Annotated in this window: 23 protein-coding genes; all 23 read right to left on the bottom strand. The window is 60.9% G+C overall.

Features of this window, described 5'->3' with window-relative positions; genetic code table 11:
• Window positions 1–170: 170 nt before the first annotated feature.
• The 23 genes from ACQKOE_RS12810 to ACQKOE_RS12700 all read right to left on the bottom strand — a co-directional run bounded on the left by ACQKOE_RS12810 (window position 171) and on the right by ACQKOE_RS12700 (window position 21,842).
• Entirely contained in the window at window positions 171–638 is a 468-nt protein-coding gene (locus tag ACQKOE_RS12810; protein ID WP_427513128.1) for a PIN domain-containing protein, read from the bottom strand.
• On the bottom strand, window positions 638–868 hold the full coding sequence (locus ACQKOE_RS12805) for a type II toxin-antitoxin system Phd/YefM family antitoxin (RefSeq protein ID WP_307750756.1): 231 nt from the start codon (window positions 866–868) through the stop codon (window positions 638–640). Before ACQKOE_RS12805 ends, ACQKOE_RS12810 begins: the two co-directional genes overlap by 1 nt.
• Window positions 869–891: 23 nt before the next feature.
• The gene (locus ACQKOE_RS12800; RefSeq protein WP_427513127.1) at window positions 892–1,476 is read right to left on the bottom strand and encodes a hypothetical protein; all 585 of its coding nucleotides are present in this window, start codon (window positions 1,474–1,476) and stop codon (window positions 892–894) included.
• Window positions 1,460–1,729, bottom strand: a complete 270-nt coding sequence (locus ACQKOE_RS12795) for a DUF6378 domain-containing protein (RefSeq protein ID WP_427513126.1) — start codon at window positions 1,727–1,729, stop codon at window positions 1,460–1,462. The genes ACQKOE_RS12800 and ACQKOE_RS12795 overlap by 17 nt, the downstream gene beginning before the upstream one ends.
• Window positions 1,726–2,265: a crossover junction endodeoxyribonuclease RuvC gene (locus tag ACQKOE_RS12790; RefSeq protein WP_427513125.1), complete on the bottom strand. Its 540-nt coding sequence runs from the start codon at window positions 2,263–2,265 to the stop codon at window positions 1,726–1,728. The genes ACQKOE_RS12795 and ACQKOE_RS12790 overlap by 4 nt, the downstream gene beginning before the upstream one ends.
• A 403-nt stretch (window positions 2,266–2,668) precedes the next feature.
• Window positions 2,669–4,996, bottom strand: a complete 2,328-nt coding sequence (locus ACQKOE_RS12785) for a PriCT-2 domain-containing protein (RefSeq protein ID WP_427513124.1) — start codon at window positions 4,994–4,996, stop codon at window positions 2,669–2,671.
• Entirely contained in the window at window positions 4,996–5,196 is a 201-nt protein-coding gene (locus tag ACQKOE_RS12780; protein ID WP_427513123.1) for a DUF6511 domain-containing protein, read from the bottom strand. The genes ACQKOE_RS12785 and ACQKOE_RS12780 overlap by 1 nt, the downstream gene beginning before the upstream one ends.
• Complete coding sequence (locus ACQKOE_RS12775; RefSeq protein ID WP_427513122.1) at window positions 5,193–6,938, bottom strand: DEAD/DEAH box helicase; 1,746 nt, start codon at window positions 6,936–6,938, stop codon at window positions 5,193–5,195. Before ACQKOE_RS12775 ends, ACQKOE_RS12780 begins: the two co-directional genes overlap by 4 nt.
• Complete coding sequence (locus ACQKOE_RS12770) at window positions 6,931–7,875, bottom strand: hypothetical protein (protein WP_427513121.1); 945 nt, start codon at window positions 7,873–7,875, stop codon at window positions 6,931–6,933. Before ACQKOE_RS12770 ends, ACQKOE_RS12775 begins: the two co-directional genes overlap by 8 nt.
• Window positions 7,875–8,237 carry a hypothetical protein gene (locus ACQKOE_RS12765; RefSeq protein WP_427513120.1) on the bottom strand — a complete coding sequence of 121 codons (363 nt, stop codon included), beginning with the start codon at window positions 8,235–8,237 and terminating at the stop codon, window positions 7,875–7,877. The genes ACQKOE_RS12770 and ACQKOE_RS12765 overlap by 1 nt, the downstream gene beginning before the upstream one ends.
• A 58-nt stretch (window positions 8,238–8,295) precedes the next feature.
• Window positions 8,296–8,784: a DUF669 domain-containing protein gene (locus ACQKOE_RS12760; RefSeq protein WP_427513119.1), complete on the bottom strand. Its 489-nt coding sequence runs from the start codon at window positions 8,782–8,784 to the stop codon at window positions 8,296–8,298.
• 15 nt (window positions 8,785–8,799) lie between these two features.
• Window positions 8,800–9,552, bottom strand: a complete 753-nt coding sequence (locus tag ACQKOE_RS12755) for an ATP-binding protein (RefSeq protein ID WP_427513118.1) — start codon at window positions 9,550–9,552, stop codon at window positions 8,800–8,802.
• On the bottom strand, window positions 9,552–9,845 hold the full coding sequence (locus ACQKOE_RS12750; RefSeq protein WP_427513117.1) for a hypothetical protein: 294 nt from the start codon (window positions 9,843–9,845) through the stop codon (window positions 9,552–9,554). The genes ACQKOE_RS12755 and ACQKOE_RS12750 overlap by 1 nt, the downstream gene beginning before the upstream one ends.
• A gap of 11 nt (window positions 9,846–9,856) precedes the next feature.
• The gene (locus tag ACQKOE_RS12745; RefSeq protein WP_427513116.1) at window positions 9,857–10,060 is read right to left on the bottom strand and encodes a hypothetical protein; all 204 of its coding nucleotides are present in this window, start codon (window positions 10,058–10,060) and stop codon (window positions 9,857–9,859) included.
• 84 nt (window positions 10,061–10,144) lie between these two features.
• Entirely contained in the window at window positions 10,145–10,867 is a 723-nt protein-coding gene (locus ACQKOE_RS12740; protein ID WP_427513115.1) for an RNA polymerase sigma factor, read from the bottom strand.
• 101 nt (window positions 10,868–10,968) lie between these two features.
• Window positions 10,969–11,211 (bottom strand): hypothetical protein, encoded by a 243-nt coding sequence (locus tag ACQKOE_RS12735; protein WP_427513114.1) that lies wholly within the window; start codon window positions 11,209–11,211, stop codon window positions 10,969–10,971.
• Window positions 11,212–11,256: 45 nt separating this feature from the next.
• On the bottom strand, window positions 11,257–13,470 hold the full coding sequence (locus ACQKOE_RS12730; RefSeq protein ID WP_427513113.1) for a hypothetical protein: 2,214 nt from the start codon (window positions 13,468–13,470) through the stop codon (window positions 11,257–11,259).
• An 18-nt stretch (window positions 13,471–13,488) separates the two neighbouring features.
• A complete protein-coding gene (locus ACQKOE_RS12725) occupies window positions 13,489–14,208 on the bottom strand; it encodes a M48 family metallopeptidase (protein WP_427513112.1) in 720 nt (239 codons plus the stop codon).
• Complete coding sequence (locus ACQKOE_RS12720) at window positions 14,205–17,417, bottom strand: type I restriction endonuclease subunit R (protein ID WP_427513111.1); 3,213 nt, start codon at window positions 17,415–17,417, stop codon at window positions 14,205–14,207. Before ACQKOE_RS12720 ends, ACQKOE_RS12725 begins: the two co-directional genes overlap by 4 nt.
• The gene (locus ACQKOE_RS12715; protein WP_427513110.1) at window positions 17,414–18,721 is read right to left on the bottom strand and encodes a restriction endonuclease subunit S; all 1,308 of its coding nucleotides are present in this window, start codon (window positions 18,719–18,721) and stop codon (window positions 17,414–17,416) included. Before ACQKOE_RS12715 ends, ACQKOE_RS12720 begins: the two co-directional genes overlap by 4 nt.
• On the bottom strand, window positions 18,714–19,673 hold the full coding sequence (locus ACQKOE_RS12710) for a virulence RhuM family protein (RefSeq protein WP_427513109.1): 960 nt from the start codon (window positions 19,671–19,673) through the stop codon (window positions 18,714–18,716). The genes ACQKOE_RS12715 and ACQKOE_RS12710 overlap by 8 nt, the downstream gene beginning before the upstream one ends.
• Window positions 19,674–19,731: 58 nt before the next feature.
• Window positions 19,732–21,249, bottom strand: coding sequence for a type I restriction-modification system subunit M (locus ACQKOE_RS12705; protein WP_427513108.1), 1,518 nt, complete (start codon window positions 21,247–21,249; stop codon window positions 19,732–19,734).
• Window positions 21,246–21,842, bottom strand: a complete 597-nt coding sequence (locus ACQKOE_RS12700; protein WP_427513107.1) for a hypothetical protein — start codon at window positions 21,840–21,842, stop codon at window positions 21,246–21,248. The genes ACQKOE_RS12705 and ACQKOE_RS12700 overlap by 4 nt, the downstream gene beginning before the upstream one ends.
• Window positions 21,843–22,183: the final 341 nt, after the last annotated feature.

Here is a 22,183-nt window from a genome sequence, read left to right as displayed (position 1 = left end):
CGAGAAACGCCCGGAAAGCCTCTCGGCCCCGGGCGCAACTCGCATCTCTACATTTCGGAAACATCTACATGAGAGCAATGCCCTCGTCAATGCAAAATTGATCTTTTATCTTTTAGTAACAGGTTGTTATTCAGATGATAGGCGGGAGAGACTGGCGTCGAACCATTCCGTTATTTGGCGGGTTGGATCACCGCCACCAGCTTACGGTGCATGTTGGCCGCATAAGGGTTCACGACGGTCAGACCCCGCCAGACAAATCCGTCCTGCATGTCCTCGCTCAGCACGAGCGTCGCGCCTGCCTCGGCGGATGCCGACAGGATCAGCGCATCCCAGTATTGCAGGCGGTGGTCGACAACGAGGTCGAGAGCCGACGCCATGGTCACCGTGCTGCTGTCCGCCGTCTCAAGCGACTGGCTGTATTCGAGCAGGATGGTGCGCGCCTCGTCAGCACTGACACCGGCGCGGGAGAGCACCACGAACAGTTCACCCAGCGCCTGCACTGGTGCGATCAGCGTTGCCTGATCGTTGAGCCGGGCGATCAGATCGCGCGTTGCATCGATCTTCGCGCCGTCCTGCGGCGAACGGTCCACGCCTGCAAGATAGGCGAGGACGTTGGTATCGAGCGCGATGCGGAACATCAGCTGTAGAGGTCGTCGCGGGTCCAGGCACCGGCATGACGGTGGGGAAGCTTTTGGACGAACTCCAGCAGCGCGCCGACTGAACGGCGCTGACGGTCACGGTCGATGGGCACGACCCGGGCGACAGGACGTCCCCGGGACATGACCACATAACTCTCGCCTTCCTGCACATCGCGGAGCATCTCCGAGAAGTGCTGATTGGCGTCGCTGGCACTGATTGCGCGTTCCATGAGCATCAATTTAGTGCAAACCACTAAATCTTGCAAGAAGCGTTGATCCCGAACAGGGAAACCAGCGCTTCGAGCCCGTGCCCCAGATTCCGAATGTCAGCATCGCCCCAAGCCGAAGCGTCGGCCTCGTAGCAAACCACAGCATGAACCAGGACACTCGGGCGCCGGCCCGTCGCAGCCACGGCATCGCTGTCGGCAGCCCGGAGCATCAGGATCGTGGCCGCTGCCCTCTTGCGGATCTTGGCTACGTAGTCCGGGTCGTATTCCGTGACGCTGCGCCCGAAGATCCCTTCATCCAGCAGCAGACCTCCCGCTGAATGCGGGTGGAGTGGCGGCAGCCCCATGACCGCCCGGTTGCGGGCCATGAGATCACCATAGAGCTCCGCTGCTGCCAGCTGCTCCGGGGTGATCTTGCCAGCGAATGCCAGCCGCCCGATTGCGGAGCCGAGGCGCTCGTCCTTTGCCTGCCGCGCGCTCACACCATACTGGCGTTGGCGTGCCTCAAGCACGGTCGCGGTCACTTCGCGCAGGGTCTCAGCCTTGCCCGGCTGGACCAGCTTGCCGCATGGGTGGCGGCGGCCCGCCTTGCGCTTACGACCGTGAGCCACGGATGATCTCCGGGATGAGCGCCGCATAGCCGATCACATCGATCGGGCCATCGGCATAGCCCGGATCGTGGGCGAGCCGCGCCAGCTTCAGGTCGATCATGCACAGAGCGACCTGCTGTGCCGTCACGGGCGTGCCGAGGGTGATCGACCAGCGCTGGGCAATGGCCTCCATCTGAGCTTTGGGATCGCCGTAGGCAGCGCCACGCTCTTCAAGCACCTGCGCCACGCGCTTCAGGAAACCGACCGCGCTCACCGGACACCTCCGCGGGTCTCGATGGCCCAGAGCAGGATGGCGATGGCATCGGCCTCGTTATCGTCGGCGGGAGCGAATCCCTTGGCTTGAACGGCCGCGATGACAGCCGCCTTGTCGGCATTGCCCTTGCCGGCAATGAACCGCTTGATCGTGCCGACGGGTACGCCCTGGTAGGCGACCAGATGCTCTTCGCACCACGAGGTCAGCATCCCCAGCAGGCCGCCATAGACGTGCGCTGCATCGGTGCCGACGTGACGACGGACCTCTTCGAAGTAGATCGCCTCGATCGGGCCGGCATCGATATCGAGCTGCTCGAGCCAGCGCCGAAAGCGCAGGTAGCGCATGCCACCGCCGTCATAGCGGGTGTGCTTCAGTGACACTGTCCCGGTGCTGATGTGGCCATCAGGCGACCGAAGCGCCCACCCGGCGCTGGTGCCGAGGTCGAGGGCAAGAATGGCTCCGCGACGGACGATTTCGCCAACATTGGCTTGAGCTGGATTGGGGCAGGCAACGGCCTGCAATTCAGGCAGGGTCATGACGACCTCCTCTTCGTGTGGGGCGGTCGGGGCGAGGCAGTGGGCCGGTGAAGGCTGGCAGCTCGCCCGAACCCGAAGCGGGTCTGGTCAGGTCGTCATTGGGGCGGACTTCTCCACCCGAAATCTTTATGAGGTTTCATGCGGTCCGATTGAAACATCGGAGCCGCCAACCCCCTGAGTAGCCGAGGTAATATATAATCTTTCAATTATTATTATTTTTTTAGGGGTATACCTCTCTACCTTTTAGACGCGCGCGTACACGAGGGGATATATAAAGCTCCCCTTGAAAGATTGAACATTCTCGGTTGTTCAGATTTATCGTTTATATTCATTGCGATATGCCTAAAAATCCTGCTTGTGACGAATTTCACCTCCTTGAAGGACCACCCTTCGATGGAAGGGGTCATCCAGGTCCAGCACGTTGCGGCTCGACCGTTTTGCCACTCGCGTCCCGCCAATTGCCCGACCAGCGCGCCAGTCGGTAGACCATGGCCTGCCTGGTGGCCGAACTGCGCATACCCGTCGTCACATCACCACTCTCGATCAGCGTCTGGATGATATCGTCGCGGTCCCGGGATTTGAGCCACTGGGAGCCGCGCGTCAGTTCAGACTTGGTGATGCCCTTGGCGCCGGCTGCACGGATGATTTCACGCAGCCGTTTCAGGTGGGCCTCGGTCTCGGTATCAGCGACATGGCGCTCCACTGCCTCCATTGCCCGCTGCGCATAGTGACGCACGAAAGCGATGGCCCAGTCCGCGTCATCGATCGTGATGACGGGAGACACCGGATCTTTGCCCACCGCCACGATCAGCGCGAGCTTCAGGGCGATCTCACCGATGCGCGCAAGGATGGCTGTAAAGGCCGTGCCCGCAGCCGCCCGCAATTCGCCCGTAAGCTCCTCGCTCAGCGCCTTGAAGCGATCGCGAGCCTCATCGGACATCGGCACCGTGGTCAGCACGACGGCGGTCTGCGGGCCAGAGGTGGCGCCCGCCAGATTGCCGCGCTGCTGTCCGGGGCCTGACGCCAGCAGCTGGAGGCCCACGATCAGGTCTGGTGGCGGGGTGCGAAGCCCGACGGCGACGTTTTCGTCGGGATAGTCCTCGTCACTAGGCAGGATCAAGAAGCGGGCGAGTGAGCCGTCCACCACATTGGCCCCTTGCAGAGCGCCCCAGAAATGCATGGGGGTCGTCGTGCCGTAGACGCATAGGCAAGGCTGGACGATGTCGCGTCGCTCATTGGTACCGTCACGATTGGCGTATTCCGCACCCAGGAAGATCCCGCCGGCCGAGGTGTAGAGCTCGGTCATATTGTCGAGGATTTCGGTAATATGGCGCGGGCTGCGTTTGCGGTCTGCCGCTGCCGACAGGAACATGCCGAACTCGTCGATCTGGAACAGGATCGCCGGCTGACGGTGCAAGGCGGTCAGCAGCCCGGCGCCGGACGCGATCTTGTTGCCGCCGAGATGGTTCGCGAGGCCAGCCTCGAACAGCACCTCGTTGATGATCTCGCGCGAATGGTTCTTGCCCGATCCGCTGTCCGCGATCCCGACCACATAGAGGTTCGAGCGCAGGTTGCTCTCCGTGCGGTAAAGCCGCCCCATAAGCGCGCCGATCGCGCAAAGGCTGGCGCCAAGCGACAACAGCGGCTGGGGGCGACGAGCGGTCGACAGCATGTAATCGGTCAGCTTGCCGACCAGCCCACCCGGGATCGTGAGGTTGAAGCTTGCGGGCGCAGTCTCTGCATCGGTATCTGCCGTCACATCGAGCCGGGCCAGCAGGCCTGAAGCCGGGTGGTTTTCATCATTGGGCTGGCTGCCGTCGAGAACCATGCCGGGATCTGGCTTCCAGCCGCGCTCCATGGCGAGGTGGTAGATGGACCCAGCGCCAATGCGGTCCGGGCGGAAGCTGGCCCAGGCCTTATCGGTTGTGGTCTCAACGTTCTTGGCGGCCTGGTCAGACCACGCCGTGAACAGGTCCTTTCCATCCTCCCCAAGCGCGCCCTTGATCGCCATGCCGATCCGCACCCAGCTGTCGTAATCGAGATCGCTGTTGGGCAGATGCTGGAGCGCGGCAGCGATCGCGTCTTTTGTCCCGGCCTGTGCGTGCGCCGGAGCCGCCGGGGCGCAGGCAGAAACCGAGGTCAGACTGGATGGTCGCAGTTCAGTCGGGACCAGAGCCAGCGCCTCTTCCATGAAAGCCGCGGCCATGTCCGCATCGATGATTGGCAAGCTGTCCAGATCGAGTTCGGACAGGCCTTCCTCGGGCCATGCATAGGGCTGGCCGGTATCCGGGTGGTCGGCGTAAGCGACGAACTGCTGGCCCAGACACAAGACCTCCAGCGGAGCCCGGCGAATGCCGCGGAACGGGGAGCTGGTGCGGTAGACCAGAAGGCGTTTCGGCGCCCTGCCGATGCGCAGCGCCGGGGTGTCGCCAAGCCGGGCGCGTGCCAGCTGCTCAATTCGGAACGCCAGGTCCGGATCCGACAGGATGTCGATATCGACGGCAGCCACGCCGCCGCCGACAATACCGATGCCGCAATCCGGCCAGCCGGACCATGTCGCAACCTCGACCTCGGTCGTTGGCCGCTCCGCGTGGCGGTTCCATTCGGGGTAATCGACCCACGCACCGCGCTGGTATCGGCCCGGCTTCTTGCCGCCGGGCGCGATCGGCAGGATCGTATAGCCGTTGGCCAGAAGGCGCGAGCCATGGCGCGCCATGTAGGACGTGCTCATCAGAAGGGGCACTCCGACAGGTCAGCAACAAGCTCGCGAAGGTGGTCGCAGTACCCGGTGATCAGATGCTCGACGAAGGCGGACCACTCCGCGTCGGTCAGCACCACAAGGTCGGTTTTACCGATCTGTTCGAGATAGCGCCCACCGGCTTGCCCGCCGCGCACCATGGCGGCCTGTTCATTGCGGCTGGTGTTGATCATGCCCTGCCTCCGGTGACAGAGTTCCTGGCAGACACGGCTGCAAAGATACTTCCGGCTTTCGTCCCGGCGGGGATCGGAGACCCGGTAGTGCGGGACGAACCAGCCGAAGCCGCGGGGTTCGCGATTGCAGACCGAGCAGAGCCCGGGGTTGGCGTATGGCATGTGTCGAACCTTGCCCTAGTGATTTCGGTGTAGTTGCCTGACGGGCGCACAGCGATGTGGCTGGGGCGGCGCAGACGGTGGACTAGCTGCAGAGCCGCATAGACCGAGCGTGGCACCGGAATGCCCGGCGCCCGTTCACGCCACCATGCCTCGGCTTTGGTGCGGGGGTAGCCGGTATGCTCGAGACAGATCCACTCGTGGTGCCAACCAAGGCCGCACTGATAGGTGACCTTAAGCGAAGGGCGTCCGCCCGGCTTTTCATGGCGCTGGTAGGTGACGTTGGAGACCTGCAGCCATTCCGGACGCTTGGGCTTGCCTGACGAAAGCACGGCAAGTGTCGATGCCGTTGGCGCCAGTTTCACCTTGCGGGCCGGGAAAACGTAACCGCAATCCGGACATTCCAGCGCTGCAGCGGCCACGATGCTGTCGCACTCGGGGCAGAGCTTGACCGGCGCATCACCATCGCCCGAACCTGGCCGCTTCGGCTTGACGAGGTCGATCGGACCGTGACATTTCACGTTGCCGGCGAAGTCCAAGACGAGGCAGTTGTCCTTGCCTTGCGCCAGCCGTGTGCCGCGCCCAGCCATCTGGACGTAAAGCCCTGCCGACTTGGTCGGACGCAGCATGGCGATCAGGTCCACTGCGGGGGCGTTGAAGCCGGTGGTCAGCACTCCCATCGATGCCAGCGCGCGGATCTTGCCGGCCTTGAACTCTGCAATGATGCGGTCGCGCTCGTCCTTTGGGGTATCGCCGAAGATCGTGGCGCAGCTGATCCCGCAGCGGCGAAATTCCTCGGCAACGTGGGTCGCGTGACTGACGCCCGAGCAGAAGGCCAGCCACGACTTCCGGTCCTTACCGTAGGCGATAATCTCACCGACTGCAGCCTTGGTGATTGCGTCCTGGTCGACCGCCTTCTCAAGATCACGAGCGATAAACTCGCCCCCACGCGAGCCGACACCGGTCACATCAAGCTTGGTCTGCGGTTGCTTGGACATCAGCGGACTGAGGTAGCCTGCCATGATCAGATCCCGGACCGACACCTCGTATGCGATGTCTGTGAACAGCGCGTTTTCGCCTTCGTGGAGCATTCCGGAATCGAGGCGATATGGCGTGGCTGTCAGCCCGATTACCTTCAGCTTCGGATTGATCCCCTTCATCGCATCAAGGAATTTGCGGTACATCGTGCTGGCTTTGCCCGGGATCAGGTGGGCTTCGTCGATCAGGATCAGATCGCAGTGGCCGATTTCCGCAGGCCGGCGGTGGATTGACTGGATCCCGGCAAACAGGATGCGCGCTTCGGCATCACGGCGGCCGAGGCCAGCTGAGTAGATCCCGGCAGGGGCTTGCGGCCACAGGCCCAGCATCTCGGCATGATTTTGAGCGATAAGCTCGCGGACATGGGTCACGACCAGAATACGCTGGTCGGGCCAAGCCTTGAGCACCCCGTCGATGAACGAGGCCATGACCAGACTTTTTCCGCCAGCGGTCGGGATGACCACCAGGGGGTTGCCGTGCTTGTCTTCAAAATAGCTGTAGATCGCGGCGATCGCCGACTGCTGATAGGGGCGGAGCTTAAGCATTTGCGTCCTCCTTCTGGCGGGCGTCGTTCAGCCAGTCGGAGCCGTCGGCCATGCGATAGGCGACGAAATCCTCGCCGGCGTCGGTGACGGTTCCGGGGACGAGATCAGGGATGAAGAGATGGCGGGCGCAGGCGCGGCGCTGGTCCTGGGCATCAAGCCTGCGATCATGGCGAGCACAGTGCCAACCGCCGTCTACGGGCGTGGAATGCAGGCAGGTCCGGCAGTTCACCGCGGCCGCTTCTCCGGCGTGGCAGGCAGCATGGTGCGAGCACATGCGGCACTCGAACCAGGTCGGATCATCGCTGATCCGTGCTGGTGGATGCTGGGCCTCGATGGTGCGTTTGGCCTTGTCGAGCAGCCGGGTCGCAGCTTCAGGATCGGCCTCGATCCGCTCAATATGGAGCGCGTCTGTGTCCTTGCAGACCGCGACGTACATGGCCCGGGTCAGCCCGGTCAGGTGCATGTAGATCTGCATCTGGGCCGCGTGCTGGGGCTTCGATTTCTCGACGCCCTTGGCAACTAGGTCGGCAAAGCTCTTGATCGAATGGGTCTTGAACTCGACGACGTGCCAGGTCTTCGGTGCCTCCCGCAGGCCAAGGGCGACGCCATCAAGCGAGCCACCGAAGTGTCCGCCATGGGCCTCGACCCGGAACTGGCGGCCGGTTTCGGGATCGACTTCCAGCACCGTGGCACCGGTCGATCGCAGGTTGGCGACGATCCGGTCTTCTTCGCGCTGCCCGGTTTCGAACAGGCGAAGCATGCGGCCCGAAAAGCGCGAAGGCGTGACCCAGCGGAAATCGAACCACAGCGCGCGGCCGCAGGACTTGCCGATCAGCGAAGCACCAAGATGCTCACGAAAGCCGTCACCTTGGCGGTTTTCGTATGCGGCATAGATTGCCGCCAGGGTGGGCGTCGGCGGGGTGGGAAGTTCTGCCATTACAGATCCTCCGCTTCGCTGCGGGCCCGCGCTTCTGCGACCAGATCAGCCCAGAGTTCGGGATCATGGCGGGCGCGCAGGATGTCGATCAGCGCGTCCTTGACCTTGTTGCGGCGGTGCCAGCCGCTGCCATCGGCAAGCAGTTCAGCCCGTTCGCGGTAGAGGTGGCGCTGCGCGGTGCGGGCGCGATTGAACCAGACGGGGTCAATGGGTTTCCCCTGCGTCTGGCGGGTCAGATCGGCGGTTGCGATCTGGGTGCGGATCTTGGCGATGGCGTCGTCGAGTTCGATCAGGCGACGCTGTTTTTCAGGCAAGCCGGGGGTGTCCGCGGCCGCAGGGGCCGCGTTGAGCGGTTCAGTCATGGTCAGTCTCTTTGTCTTGGCTGAGGCCGCCGCGATTTCCCGCAGCGGCCTGCAGGGGTCAGCCGTTACGGTTCCAGGGGGCAGCAGCCGGAGCGGCCGGAGGCTGCGAGGCGACGGGCGCGGCCTGATAGGCAGGTGCTACCGGAGCCTTTTCCGGGACGAGGTAACGGATGGTGTTTTTCTCCGAATAGCCGTCCTTGGGTGGCTTCACGCCGACCTGGATTGTCATCGGCACTAGGTGCAGATCGACGCTGTCGTTGACCTGGAGCTTGCCGGTGGCGTGGCAGATGGCCGACAGCGTGCGCTGAGCAATCTCAACCGTCTGGGGGTTCGAGTTCACAAGGTTGAGCTGGTCGAACAGCTTACGGCCCTGGTACTGGCCCTCGATGATGTCGAGCATCAGCCAGAGGAACTGGCCCATGCCGTTGCGGGTGACGCGCATTTCGCTCTCGACGATCTGGGCGCGGTACTTGCCGGCGGGAAGAACATCGTAGCCGGTGGTGGGTTCGATGCCGGTCGCATCGAAGGCGGTATCAAAACGTGCCATGGAAAATACTCCGGATCAGGACTGTTCGGGCTGAGGCATGGCCGCGACGAAGGCCTTCCAGTCGAGCGGAAGCGTGTCGGGCAGGCCGTAGCGGTTCTTGGCAAGGAAGGCCGGACGTTCGGCGGTGTGCAGGACGCGCTCACCGGAGCCGAGTGCCCGAGCTACCTTCTTGTTAAAGCCAACGTCCGCCTTCGTGATGGACATGCGGTAGTTGGCAAAAAGCACGACATCGCAGTGCTCTTGCAGCAGGGCCGCAGCGCGGGCCTGGAGCTTGATGACGTAGCGGTCGTAGGGCTCGTGCTCTGGGCTATCGAAACGCTTGATGTCGGTATGCGCGATCTGGACCACGGCCATGCCGCGGCGATCACGCAGAGCATTCAGGCGATCGAGATATTCGCGCCAGACCGTCAGCGCCTCAGCATAGCCCTTGCCGAAGCCCGGGGCTTCGATCGAGGCCCAGCCGTTGCGGCGGCAGGTCTCAGCCCAGACCAGCGGTTCAAGCCAGTCGACACTGTCAATAACGACCGTGCTATAGGTGTGCTCTTCGCTCAGCAGGGCGTCGAGCGCATCAACGACATCAGCATAGCTGGTGGCGAGCGGGAAATGCGGCACCTTCAGCATGCCAAGACCGTCCTCGGTCATGATCACGACCGGAGCATCGGCACCGGCAGCGAACGTCGTCTTACCGACGCCGTGAACGCCATGCATAAGGATACGGGGCGGACGCAGCGTGCTCGACGTCTGCAGGGAGGCAAGCGAGATAGCCATCAGCTCGCACTCCCCTTGAGGGCCGACTTCACGGCCGGATCGATACCGATGGCGCCGGCTTCGCGGGCCATCTTGTAAAGGCGCTTCAGGGCCGAGGCGCGGTTGGAAGCAGCGATGCTTTCCTGGTCGGCAGCGACAATGGCAAAGGCAATGTCGTCGACGGTTGCGTTTTCGAGCGGCAGCGGATCATCGCTTACGCGTGCCGGGTGCTTCGGAAAGGTGACTGCATCGGGCAGGTCTTCAAGGGTGTAGTGGGCTTTGCGCAGACGCGCGATCGGGTTCGGGAACAACATGGCGAGACCTTTCATTCGCGGAAATCGCTGGCCTGGGCATCGACCTCAGGCTCGCTGGAGTAGACGGCCAACAGCGGCGTGCCGTCGGCGTGGTTGCCGGCTTCTTCGATGTGATACCGGCGCTGGACCTCGAAGATTTCCGGCAACTCCCAGCGACGAAAAAGGCCAGGGATCCGCTTCAGAGGCTCAGTCGGGATGGCAGTCGTATCGCTCATCAACTGGGACTTCCTTGTTTTGAAAGACGCTCGGTGCGTCCAAAGTTGAAAGGCCAACCAGGCGCACCGGGCGGGACAATGGGTTCAGGATTTTTCTTCGGCGTGTTCCCGAAGACGCTTCAGGGCGCGCTGGAACCGCTTGCGGGCAGCAGGTTCTGACAGGCCGATTTCCTTGCCGGCCTCTCCTTGCGTGAAGCCATCGATCACCACGTGCAGGACAAGTTCGGCATCCACGCCGATGAGGCTGGTCAGCTCCGCCAGCAGCCGTTCCGGCGACAGGTCGGGATCAACGAAGTCAGCGATGCCGCCGTGCAGATCAGGGTCGAACTCGTCCTGCACGAGTTGACGGCTGGTCTCCCGCTTGTGCGCACGAAGTACGTCGCGTTCGACGTTCTTGAGGATGGTCGCTGCAACCCAATTTACGCGATCGAGGTCCAATTCACGGATTGACTGGGTAGCCCGTGCGAGGATCTCAGAGGCAATTTCGTCGCCATGTCCGAGGCGGCGGCCGCGCGACCGGCGGAATACACCGTCGAGCCCCGGCCACAGCGCTAGCAGCATGAGGGTGAGCGCGCAGTCGCCGGCGCGATCGTTCGATTTCGCGCTCTCGATCAGCCCCGTCAGGATGGCGTTGGTCCTGTCCGAGGGCACATCGCCGCGATGCAGGTGGTCCAGCAATGCCGCCGGGTCCGCAAAACTGGTCAACGTGCGGTGGCTGGCACGCACAGAGGCGAAGCCGCGCTGGAAGTTGAGGGTGGAAGTAGAATGCATGAGATTCTCGTGGAAATCGTGCCACGTGAAGGACATTGGACGCCTGCCTTGCGGCCGGGCGTCCAGCGCCTCGTTCCGGCCAGGTCAGGGCGTCGCGCGCCTCTGCGTTTTTGGGATTTGGGAGAGTTCGTTGCGCGTCAGCGCAGCGCGGGACCGGTCACTTTGTTCAGCGACCCGCAACCGCGGCAGGTAGAAACCACCGGGAAGCCGACGAGATATTCGTGGCCCCTTGCAAAGCGCAGGTGCATCTGGCCTTCACGGCAAACGCCGAGCAGCTTGGCGCAACTGGTGCAGCGCCATTCGCGTTCAGTGGGAGAAGTGGAAGTTCCGGTGTGGCGGCTCTGAGTGGCCGCGCGATGGGAGTGGTAGGGAGTCGTCATCGGGGTGCTCCTCGTTTCAGGGAGCACACCCAATGACGTCACGAATCAGAGTTCGTCAGAGTCCGAAACTGAGTTAGAATTGAGTTCGTGCGTTTTGTGCGTGCAAATCTGCCAAAGCCCATGCCGCGGAGAACAGACAATCGTGTCCTTCATGGTTGGCCAATCGTCGCTGAAGGCCTGACTGAAGTGACCTGACCCCGTGTCTTTGAACAGGTCCCCAGTCTTGATCGGCTGATCTGCCAAATGGCAACGAAGCAGCTTTTCAATGATCTTCACCCGTTTTTCGCCGACGACTGGCCACGGATGTTTGCCGGGAATGTAGAGGGTGGCGCCTCCGTCGCCCGATTTGATGAGTTCTACCATGGCGCCAGCCGCAGCCCCTGCCAGCCCGGCAGTGTAGCGAGTTTCGATCACAGAGACATCGATTACACCGCCGCCAACATCTGGCAGAAGCTCGGCGATTGAGAGCACAACATGTGCCCCCAGAAATGGAAGCCGCGCGCAGACTGGGGCGAAGATAATGCCCCTTGTGGACGCGTTTTGCCCTCGAATCTCGCGGTCCACTTTTTCAAGGACCTTGTCGTCCGCAAGCCCCCGCGCAAGGTAGGCGGGAACCCTCTGACCGCCGATTTCAATGTCTCCCAAGTGAGCAAGATGGTCATTCAGAACTTGGGTTTTCCCATGACGCACGAGCGCGGACAGCGAACCTTCGATTGTCTGGCGAATAAAATCCAACTGAGGGCTGAACCTGGAGATATCCTCCGACGAGACGCGAGCCCCATCGACATCCTGGGCTGGCTGCATAGTTGCCTGACCTTGGACGCCCGAAGGTGCAATGGCGGCTTCATGCAGACCCAGTTCGTCGTCCTGGAAGAGGACAATCCCTTCAGGGCTGCGCCTGACGATATACCCGCTTGTCTCGAGTTGTTTTGCGTCCTGGCGGTAATCAACGATCAATGCGCCTGAAAATTCTTTCTCCGGCAAGTCGTAGATCATTAGCAAAAATGGCAGCGCATCGACTTGCTCGTCCACCGTCATGTTGCGAAGCCGTGTGAGAATTCCCCACTCTTCAAGCAGCTTGAAGCCAAGGGCCCGTTTCTCAGGATCCCGCTCGCTCTGCAGGCTACAGCGATTGCGGCCGGAAATTGTGAAGGACAGCGTCTTAGGCTTTGTCGCGCCAGGCGGCGTGAACTTCACATAGAATTCGACCCGTCCAAGCATCCCGCCGAGAGAAAGATTGTGTACCGAGCCCAGAGCCTTTCGAGCCATTTCCTCGATATCGTCGTCCGCTGTAACCTTGAGCGAAAGCCGCTGCTTCCATGTTGCAAGGGTAACCTGGACCTCGGTCAAGCAGACCTTTTGAACCCGGTCACCCATCCCGACTGGGATCGGGAGTTTGAGCGACTTCCGAAAACGACCCAGATCGTATGTTTTCCAGGTCAGCGGTTTATGCGAAACGTCTTGGCCGAGGGAAACCCCAGCGAAAATCTGAGCCATTTGGCGGCGCACGAGAGGATCTGGTGTGCAAGACTCAATGGTGCCGTTTACTGGGGTGTAAACAAGCACCGCTTCGTTCGGGGGACGGTAGTACAGCGTCGTCAGCTTGCGCCCTTGAACTGCCTTCTGGCTGGAAAATGCTCCAGCAGAAGTGATGACGATCATGATGGCCTGCGCACCCCCGTCCGCAGTCGGTAGGTCGACCGCATCGACTTGGCAGACATCATCCAGATGCAACTTCGCTGCTATCTCTTCGCCCAGCTTCTGACCATCAATACGGTCAGCCGTGATGGGCACGGGATTTTCGAGTTCATAGGCTTCGTAGAGCTTCTTGAAATCGCGATAGTGATGCATCTGCACGGCCCTCTCCGCATTGGCGAAGAGAAGAGGGGCGTTGACATAACACCATAGACTGCGTGCGATTTCGTCCCGTTGCGATGGGAAGTCCCTCAACGTTTTGCTCGGATTTGCCTCGACCAATTTCCTGAGCAGGAGGTCTGCGTTAGGCTGAGCGATTGCAGTGACACGGCGAGCTTGCGCTTCGATATGTTGCAGTCGGTCAGCAGCCAGTTGCTGTAGACGCCCACTCACTTCAACTTGGCATGCATTTTCATCAGCGTCAGCCAAGACATTCAATGTCATCTTGCCGCCAAAAACCTCGTCGAAGTAATCGGCCTGCAGAAAATCAACAAGGGTAGAAATCGGCGCATCGGCAAGAAGTCGAGATGCTTCGGGCGCCGATCTGAGGGTGTAGCGCGTCAAATCTGGTTCCTTTCAAAATCAGGCCATCGCCCGCTCCAGCCGCAGCTTTCGGCGCTCCCAGTCCGGCATTGCTCGCTCGAGCAGATCGTAAAAAGCGGCACCATGATGCGGTTCGGTGACGTGGCAAAGTTCGTGGGTGATGACGTAATCGATCGCGTCGATCGGAGCCTCGATCAGGCGGCGATTCAGCATGAGACGGGATCCTGGTGACATGGATCCCCAGCGCTGCTTAAGCTGACGGATGATTAGTCCCTTGGGTCGGCGCTGCTCTCCATCCGCAAATCGCTTGAGGTTCACCTCGATCCTCTCTGCAAATTTGACATGCGCCCGTTCGCGGTACCACGCCTCGACCAATTCCTGCGTGACATCGGGACTGAGCGGCCTGTGCGTTTGCACCACGAAATAGCCGCGGATCAGTTTGACGGCCTGTTGCACGTGCGGGACGACCTTCAGCCGGTATTGCCGTCCGAGATACAGATGCGTCTCGCCAGGCACGAACTCCCGCGGTGGGACACGGGGAAGGAATTGGGCAAAGAAGCGCTGCTGACGTGTCACCCAAGCTGCCCGTTTCCGCAACTTGGCCTCGATCGCTTCGAGGCTCGCATCTTCCGGGGCGGCAATAACCACGGACGCGTCCGGCTCGACCGCAATCTCGAGCGTTTTACGCGCCCTTCGGATAACCTGGTAATCGATCCGGTCTTCACCATACATCAGGCTGAGATGCTCAGGCTGCGTCACGGAAACCTCGCCCGGGCCAAATCCATGATCTTCTGCTCAAGGTCATCCAGCATCTCAACGGGGACGCCGACACCCTTTTCGTCACGCAAGACGTCGAAGAAATAGTCGTCGATAGCGTTGCGCATGTTGTTCTGAGCAACCTCGTTGGACCACACGCCCACAATGTGGTGCGCCTTGATGATCCCAATGATGTCGAGTGCCACCTGGGCAGTGTCCTCGCGCTCGACCGGTTCGCCAGCCTGGGTTGTCAGGCTGCCATCGAGAAGGCCGAAGAAGGCCTGACCGTCATCATTGCCTTTGACCGCGTCTGGCATGTGCTGCCCGCGATCCTTGCGAGCAACCTTGCTGGCAAGATCGATGACACCATTCAGGTAGTCTCGTTCGGACAGACGCTTTTCCCGGTAAGCGCGGATCGTCTCTTCCAGCAGCTCGGAAAACTGCATGTAGAAGGCCGGATCCTCCTCCATTTTTTCCGTGATCGTCCGGCGAGTGGCGCTGGCAATGCGGTCGGCCTTGGAGCCTTCCGACACTCCGGTTTCTTCGACCACGGCCTTGAGCGCGTCCGGGTCATTGATGTTGACGACTTCGATGATGGTCTCGGCCGGCAATGCCACCACATGATCGTCGAGCAGCTTCTGGATCTTGGGTTCGAACTCCTTGATGTCGACGACTTCCTGGTACCGCAGCTGGACCGATCGCTTGAGCTCGGAGAACCGCTTCCAGTCCCGTTTCATCGTCTCGACCTTGGCCTCGTCAAATACGTCGAGGAATTTGTCGGATGACATCGAGATGTGCAGACAGCGGCTGAACGCCTTCAGCCGTTCATAGAAATCGTGCCGGATGGCTTCATCGCCCAGAAGCTGCTCGAATTCCTCCATGTCCTTCTTGTTGCGAACGGACTTGAAGATGTCCCAGAGCTGGTCATGCAGCTGCGGCAGCTTGCGGATTTCCTCCCGGACATCGTGGACAGTCCCGACGAGGTCGCCGGCATCATAACCCTCAAACGCGCTGTAGGTGGTCAACGCGCTATCGAGCTCGCCGAGAAGGCCTTCATAATCGATGATGAAACCGAACTGCTTCTCGACCCCGTCATCTTCATACAACCGGTTCACGCGCGCGATAGCCTGGAGGAGATTATGCTCCTTCAATGACTTGCACACATAAAGGACCGTGTTCCGGGGGGCGTCGAAACCGGTCAGCAGCTTCGACACGACAATCAGGATTTCTGGATCGCCCGAGCCCTTGAACGCATCGATGATTTGCCGGTTGTACTCTTCCTCGGTCTTGAACCTCGCCATCATCTGGTCCCAGAATTTCCGGACCAGATCCTTGGATTCCTTGTCGACCTCCTCGTTGCCCTCGTTGTCGTTGGGGGGCGACATGATGATTTCGCTGGTGACGTGGCCAATCTCGTCCAGCATCTCCTTGAATCGGATGGCCGCGGCCTTGGACGGCGCGACCAGCTGGGCCTTGAACCCGGTGCCCTGCCAGTGCTGCCGGTAGTGTTCGGAGATATCGAACGCCTTTGCCCGGATCGCCTGGCCGGTCTTGGCCAGTGCATCCATGCGCGAGAACTTCTGCTTGAGGTCTGCCTTCTGCTTGTCGGTCAAGCCTTCGCTGATCTTCTCGAACCATTTGTCGATGACGGTGCCGGAGATCTGCTGTTCGACCATTCGGCCTTCGTAAAGCAGCGGGACGACAGCCTCGTCGGCCACGGCCTCGTTGATGGCGTATTTGTGGATCAGCCCGCCAAAGGTCGAAAGCGTGTTCTTTTCCTTCTTCAGTAGCGGCGTGCCGGTGAAGCCAAGGTAGCAGGCACGGGGAAGCAGCCGCCGCATCTTGGTCGCGAACTGGCTGTGGCCGCCGTATTTCCCGGTCTGGGTGCGGTGGCTTTCATCGACCAGGACGAAGATATTGGCATCGTCATCGGCGCGCGCGCTGTTGCGTAGGGCCGTGTCGAACTTGTTGATGATCGTCGTGATCAGGCCGGCCTTGTACTCGATCAGTTCCAGCAGATTGGCGCCGGTCGTCGCCCGCACAGGCTCCATGTCGCAGGACCGGAACGTGTCCTTGATCTGCTTGTCGAGGTCGTCACGGTCGGTGACGATGATGATCCGCGGGTTGCGAATATCCTTGTCGAGCGCCAGCGAACGGCCGAGCATGACCATGGTCAGCGATTTGCCTGACCCTTGCGTGTGCCAGATCACGCCGCCCTTGCGGGCGCCGTTGACATCGACTTGCTTGACCCGCTCCACCGCCTTGCGGATGCCGAAGAACTGCTGGTGCCGCGCCACCTTGCGCACGCCGCCATCAAACACCGTGAAGCGGCGGATCAGGTCGAGCAGGCGTTCCGGCCGGCACAGGGCATGGATCGCCCGGTCCTGCGGAGAAATGGCGCGCGGCCCTTCCGCGGCCATCGCATCAAAGTAACGGCGCGCATCGGCGAAATCGCCGGAAAAGATCGCGTCTTTCTCGGACGCAGTCAGCGGGCGGTTGGCGCGCGGTTCGATCCACTCGTCCGTGTCCTCCTCATCCCGCCAGGTTCCCCAGAACTTCTGCGGTGTGCCGACGGTGGCATAGCGCGCCTCCACCCGGTTCATCGTCAGGAGCAGCTGAGCGAAGTGGAACAGCTGCGGGATCCGGTTTTCGCTCTGATAACCGATCAGCTGGCTGCCGGCCTTTTTCAGGCTTTCCGTGGGGCGTTTGTTTTCGATCACCAGCACCGGAATACCGTTCACGAAGGCGACGATATCGCAGCGCTTCGTCTGGGTGCTGCCCGTCCGCTCAACCGCGAATTCGGCCGTCACGTGGAACGCGTTGTTGGCGGGCGTGCCCCAGTCGATGAAGCGGAAGGAATAGCTCTTCGAATCCCCGTCGATCGTCTTGGTAATCGTCGTGCCGAGCACCAGCGTATCGTAGATATCCTGGTTGGTGCCGCGCAGGCCCTTCAGCCGGTCCGGCGTCGGCTTCAGCTTGCGCATCGCCTCGTGCGCGTCTTCCAGATCGAAGGGGTACTCGCGGCCTTTGTGGGTGAAGCGGTTGATGCGCATCAGGTTTTCGACAAGGATATCGTCGAGCACGACATTGCGCAGCCGCCCCCCGCGCAGACGCAGCGCCTCGGCCTGGCTCAGCGGCTGAAAGCCCAGCGCAACCAGCATTTGCAGCGCCGGGATCTGCGACTGGAACTTCTCGGCGGCGTTGAAGCTCATGCGGCTTCCTCCAGTTGCACACGCCATTCGCCCGTCAGGAGCTTCTGCATCAGGCCGCGCTTCTGGCGGGTGAGGAGATTAATTTCGTTGTTCAGGGCGTCGAGGTCGCTCTGTGCGGTACCCAGCACCTCCGCGATGGCTTGCTGTTCGGCCAACGGAGGCAGCGGGAAGGGCAATTTCGAGAATTCGCTCCAGCGCAGACTGCCGCGCCGGTCGACCGATGCGCTGGTGCTGACCTCAAAGATGTGCCGATAGAGGCCGGTCTTGAGGACGGCATAGGCATAAGCATTATCGACTTTGTCGGATGCGAAACGGAAAACTGTGTAGATCGGGCTGACGACGCCCACATCGGTCAGGTTCTGAAGTCCGATCGAGCCTTCCTCGACATGGTTGCTGGGAAAGCCGAAATCGCCGCGCCAGATCTTCTTGTAGCCCGAAAGATCAGCGCTGAAGACCTGCTTCTTGAAATACTCAAGCGAACGGACGAACCCTTCGTATTTTGAGCATGACAGGACCTCATGTGCCGTTCCGTCTGCGTTGCGTTCGGAAATCTCCTTGGCCAGCTTGCCGATGGGCTTAGACGTCCAGGACGCAGGAAGTGTAAACCATCGGCGTGGCGTTACTTCGTCCGTTGTGTGAAATCGGTCGAGTTGCCGTGTCCCGAAGACAAGTGAATGTGTCAGAGCGCGATGCCGCTGCAACTTCGCCGCCCGCAGCGCCTCCAGCTTCTCGATCGCCTCGTCCCATGTGCGCAGGATTTCGGCGATCTTGCGCTGTTCAGGAAGTGGGGGGAGTGGCAGTGGACAGTGCTTGCGGAACTCCGTGGGATTGATGTTCGCTTGGCTCACACCGCGAGTTGAAAGGCGCTTGAGCGCTGTTTGCGCGATGGTTGTATTCAGCCAGAAGTTTACGAATTCAGGTTCAGCCTGCTTCCGGTCAACATTGAGCCTGACCAGGTAGGACGCAAAAACTGCCTGCGTGTCTTCCCTGACAATTCCGACCTTACCGACGAGATCCGGGCTGTTTGTTCGGTTGAGGAGCAAATCCCCCTGCCGAAGCTGCATGCCTGTCCAATCGTTTCCAGCGTCATCCACAGTAGCCAAATCCGTCAGATTAACATATCCGCCCTTCAGGTCGCTCATCCCCACAATAGGAGTGTTGCCTTCCGCATCGCCGGGTTCGCTTAGACCGTACTGTGTGCCAAGCAATGCGGCTCCCACCGGCACAAGTTGCCAGTCCCTTGGCAAGTCGCCATCAAAAAGAGATCGGGTAAACGCCGATTTTTCGTTTCGTTGCTCAGGCATTTCCGGCCCCCTTCTTCCGTCCCTTGGAGGCCTTAGCAATCCGCTCCAGCTCGGCCAGATCATCGGTCTGCTGTGCGGCGAGCTGCTCGGACTCCCGGCGCTTGCCCTCGAATTCCGCATAGCGCGCATGGGCAATCTGCTCGGCCTTCTTCGCCGAGATACTGCCGGCATTGCGCAGCAGCGGCAGCTCGTTGGACGTGATGAAGGTATCGAGCACGCCTTCCCATTCCGCCAGCCGCATCGTCTGCCGCCGGCTGGCGCGTAGTTCCGCCGTATCAAGGAACATGGTGACGATCAGGTTGAGTTCCTTGATTTCCGCTTCGCCCAAATAGTTCTTGGCGGTGGTGACGTCGCCCTTTCGCACGACGGCGCCCTTCCAGGTTGTCAGCCCCATGTTGGGCGCATCGGGGTTGGCGCGAGACTTGATCAGTTCGGCCGCGGTGCCACCGGCAACCGCGAACAGCATCTTGTTCTGGATCGTCGCGTAAAATTCCTGCGCGGCGCCCGATTTGGGATCGTAATCCTCGCTCAGCGCCAAGATATCGCGGATCTTCTGGTAAAACCGCGCTTCCGACGCCCGGATATCGCGAATGCGTTCCAGCAGCTCGTCGAAATAGTCGTAAGCGGAATCCTTCAGCCGCGCGTCGTCCATGACGAAGCCCTTGATCAGGTATTCCCGCAGGACCGTCGTTGCCCAGCGGCGGAACTGGGTGCCGCGCGGCGAGCGCACGCGGTAGCCGACGGACAGGATCACATCGAGGTTATAGGCATCAACCTCGCGTGAAACCTCGCGTGCGCCCTCGGTTTGAACTATCCGGAATTTCCGGATGGTTGCCACTGGATCGCACTCACCGTCGGCAAACACATTCTGGATGTGCTCGTTGATGGTGCGTACATCTTTGTCGAACAAGTCGGCCATCTGGCGCTGGGTCAGCCAGGCCGTGCCATTCACCGCACGAAGCTGGATCTGCGCGGCCCCGTCAACGGTGGTGTAAAGGATCAGATCACCCTCAGACATCGACGCCAAGCTCCTTCAGATAGCTGGCCATCTTCGCGCGCACCTCGATCAGTTCGGCCTCGATGCGGTTGATGTCCTGCTGCAGGGCCGCAACGTCGATTTCCTCTTCGGCCTCGAAGGTGTCGACATAGCGCGGGATGTTGAGGTTAAAGTCGTTCTCGGCAATCTCCGCCGGCGCGGCGAGGTGGGAATACTTCTCGATTTCCGTCCGGTTGCAGTAGGTTTCCAGAACCTTTGCGATGTGCTCTTCGCTCATCACGTTCTGGGTCTTGCCCGGCGTGAACTCTTTGCTCGCGTCGATGAACAGCACGTCCTTGCGCGCTTCGTTCGCCCCGCCTTGCTCGCGCGACCGGTCAAAGATCAGGATGGCAACCGGAATGCCAGTGGTGGTGAACAGGTTGGCAGGCAAGCCGATCACCGCATCGAGCAGGTTTTCCTCGATGAGGGCCTGACGGATCCGCCCCTCTGCTGCGCCGCGGAAGAGCACGCCGTGCGGCACGATCACTGCCACGCGCCCGCTCTGCCGCTTGGCGATCTCGATCATGTGCGTGATGAAGGCGTAATCGCCCTTCGACTTGGGCGGAATGCCGCGCCAGTAGCGATTGAACTGATCGCTGTCGGCATGCTCGGCACCCCACTTGTCGAGACTAAATGGCGGGTTGGCGACGACGACGTCGAACTTCATGAGATGATCGCCCTCAACGAGCGCGGGGCTGTTCAGCGTGTCACACCATTCGATGCGCGCGGCATCCTTGGAATGCAGGAACATGTTCATGCGGGCGAGCGCCCATGTAGCGCCGTTCACTTCCTGCCCGAACAGGGCGAAGTTGTCCGAGCCCACTTCCTGCGCTGCCTGGATCAGCAGCGAGCCAGATCCGCAAGCCGGGTCACAGATAGTGTCTCCGGCCTTCGCGCCGGCCAGCTTAGCGAGCAGGCCAGAGACGGCCGTGGGCGTGTAGAATTCACCGGCCTTCTTACCCGCATCCGAGGCAAAGCGGGAAATCAGGTAGATGTAGCATTCACCGATGATGTCCTCGGTCACCCGAGACGGGCGCAAGTCGAGCGCCGGCTTGGCAAAGTCCTCCAACAGGTTCTTGAGTCGCCGATTGCGATCCTTGACTTTGCCGAGGTTAGCTTCTGAGTTGAAGTCGATGTTGCGGAAGACGCCTTCAAGCTTGCTGCGGTTGGTATCCTCGATCTTCTCGAGCGCAATGTTGATCAGCTCGCCGATATTGGCCTCGTTGCGCCTGTCGTAGAGGTCATAGAAGCTGGCCCCCTCGGGCAGGACAAAGCGCTCGCGTTCCAGCCGGCGGCGGATGCGCGCCTCGTCGTCACCGAACTGCTTACGGTAGGTGTCAACGTGATCGTTCCAGAGGTCCGAGATGTACTTCAGGAACAGCATCACGAGGATGTAGTCTTTATACTGCCCGGCATCGACGACGCCGCGGAAGGTATCGCAGGCAGCCCAGGCAGTCTGGTTGACCTGCTGTTGGGTCAGTTGATCGGTCATTGGTGGGCTCCTTTAAGCTTGGCGCCAGTCTGGACCAGGCTAGCGAGAACCTGGCTTGTGTGGATCTTTGTGATGTCGGCGAGGTCGCGAAGCAGCGAAGTTTCCCTCGCGGATAGTCGTGCTACTTCAACCACTAGACGCTGGGTGCCGAGATCAGGGACGGGCACCAGAATTCCTTCGAGGCTGGTTTTAGGGATCATACGCAAACTTGTGCCCTGAGCTTCAGCATCGATCTGACGCTGGGCGCCCGGCTGGTTGATCACCCAAACGAGATACTCAGGCGTCACGATTTCCGGTCGCGGGCGAAGGATGATCAGGGGAAGAAGAGCCACGACGGGCTCAGTCATCACCTCAGGCACCAAATAAGCAATGGTCGACTGCCCCCGCGAGCGAAAGACAACATCCCCCGGCTTGACCGCATACCGAGCCGGCAGAAGGCCTAAATCAAACCGCTGAAGACCTTGCATATCAATCGAGCCATCTTCGCGGAGGTCTCGAAGCTGCAGCGCGAGCTGGCCGTCGCCAAACGAAGGCTCGAGCCGGCGACGCGCCGTGAACCCAGTTTGAAAATGGCAAAGGTCAATGAGGCGCATTTCAAATCCTGCTGTAGAGCTATGTACAGAGAGATATTTCCGAATCGCCGGTCTTGTCAATGCTAAACGCGCTGTATCTTGATTACAGCAATTTTTCGGTGGCCTGCGGACAGCCCGGGTCGCGCTTCCGTTGAGGTTCTGCAGATTGGCCAAGCCGCAACCATCCTTCCATTCCCGAGGTCTGTGCAGGTTTGAAGGTCAGCGGGCTGGGCTACATTACGTGCTGGCCTTTCGACCTGTTGCCCCTGTCCCGTTGGCCGAGGCCAACTGGCTTTTCCGTCTCAGCACCACCGCTCGATCCTGTCGAGCGATAGACGGAGAACCCCAAGTGAAGCGCCCAA

Origin of the sequence: Novosphingobium sp. NPDC080210 (assembly GCF_050281025.1) — a bacterium.
Classification (GTDB): Bacteria; Pseudomonadota; Alphaproteobacteria; order Sphingomonadales; family Sphingomonadaceae; genus Novosphingobium.
The sequence above is the reverse complement of the archived record's forward strand: the minus strand, read 5'-3'. Positions and strand labels throughout refer to the sequence as shown.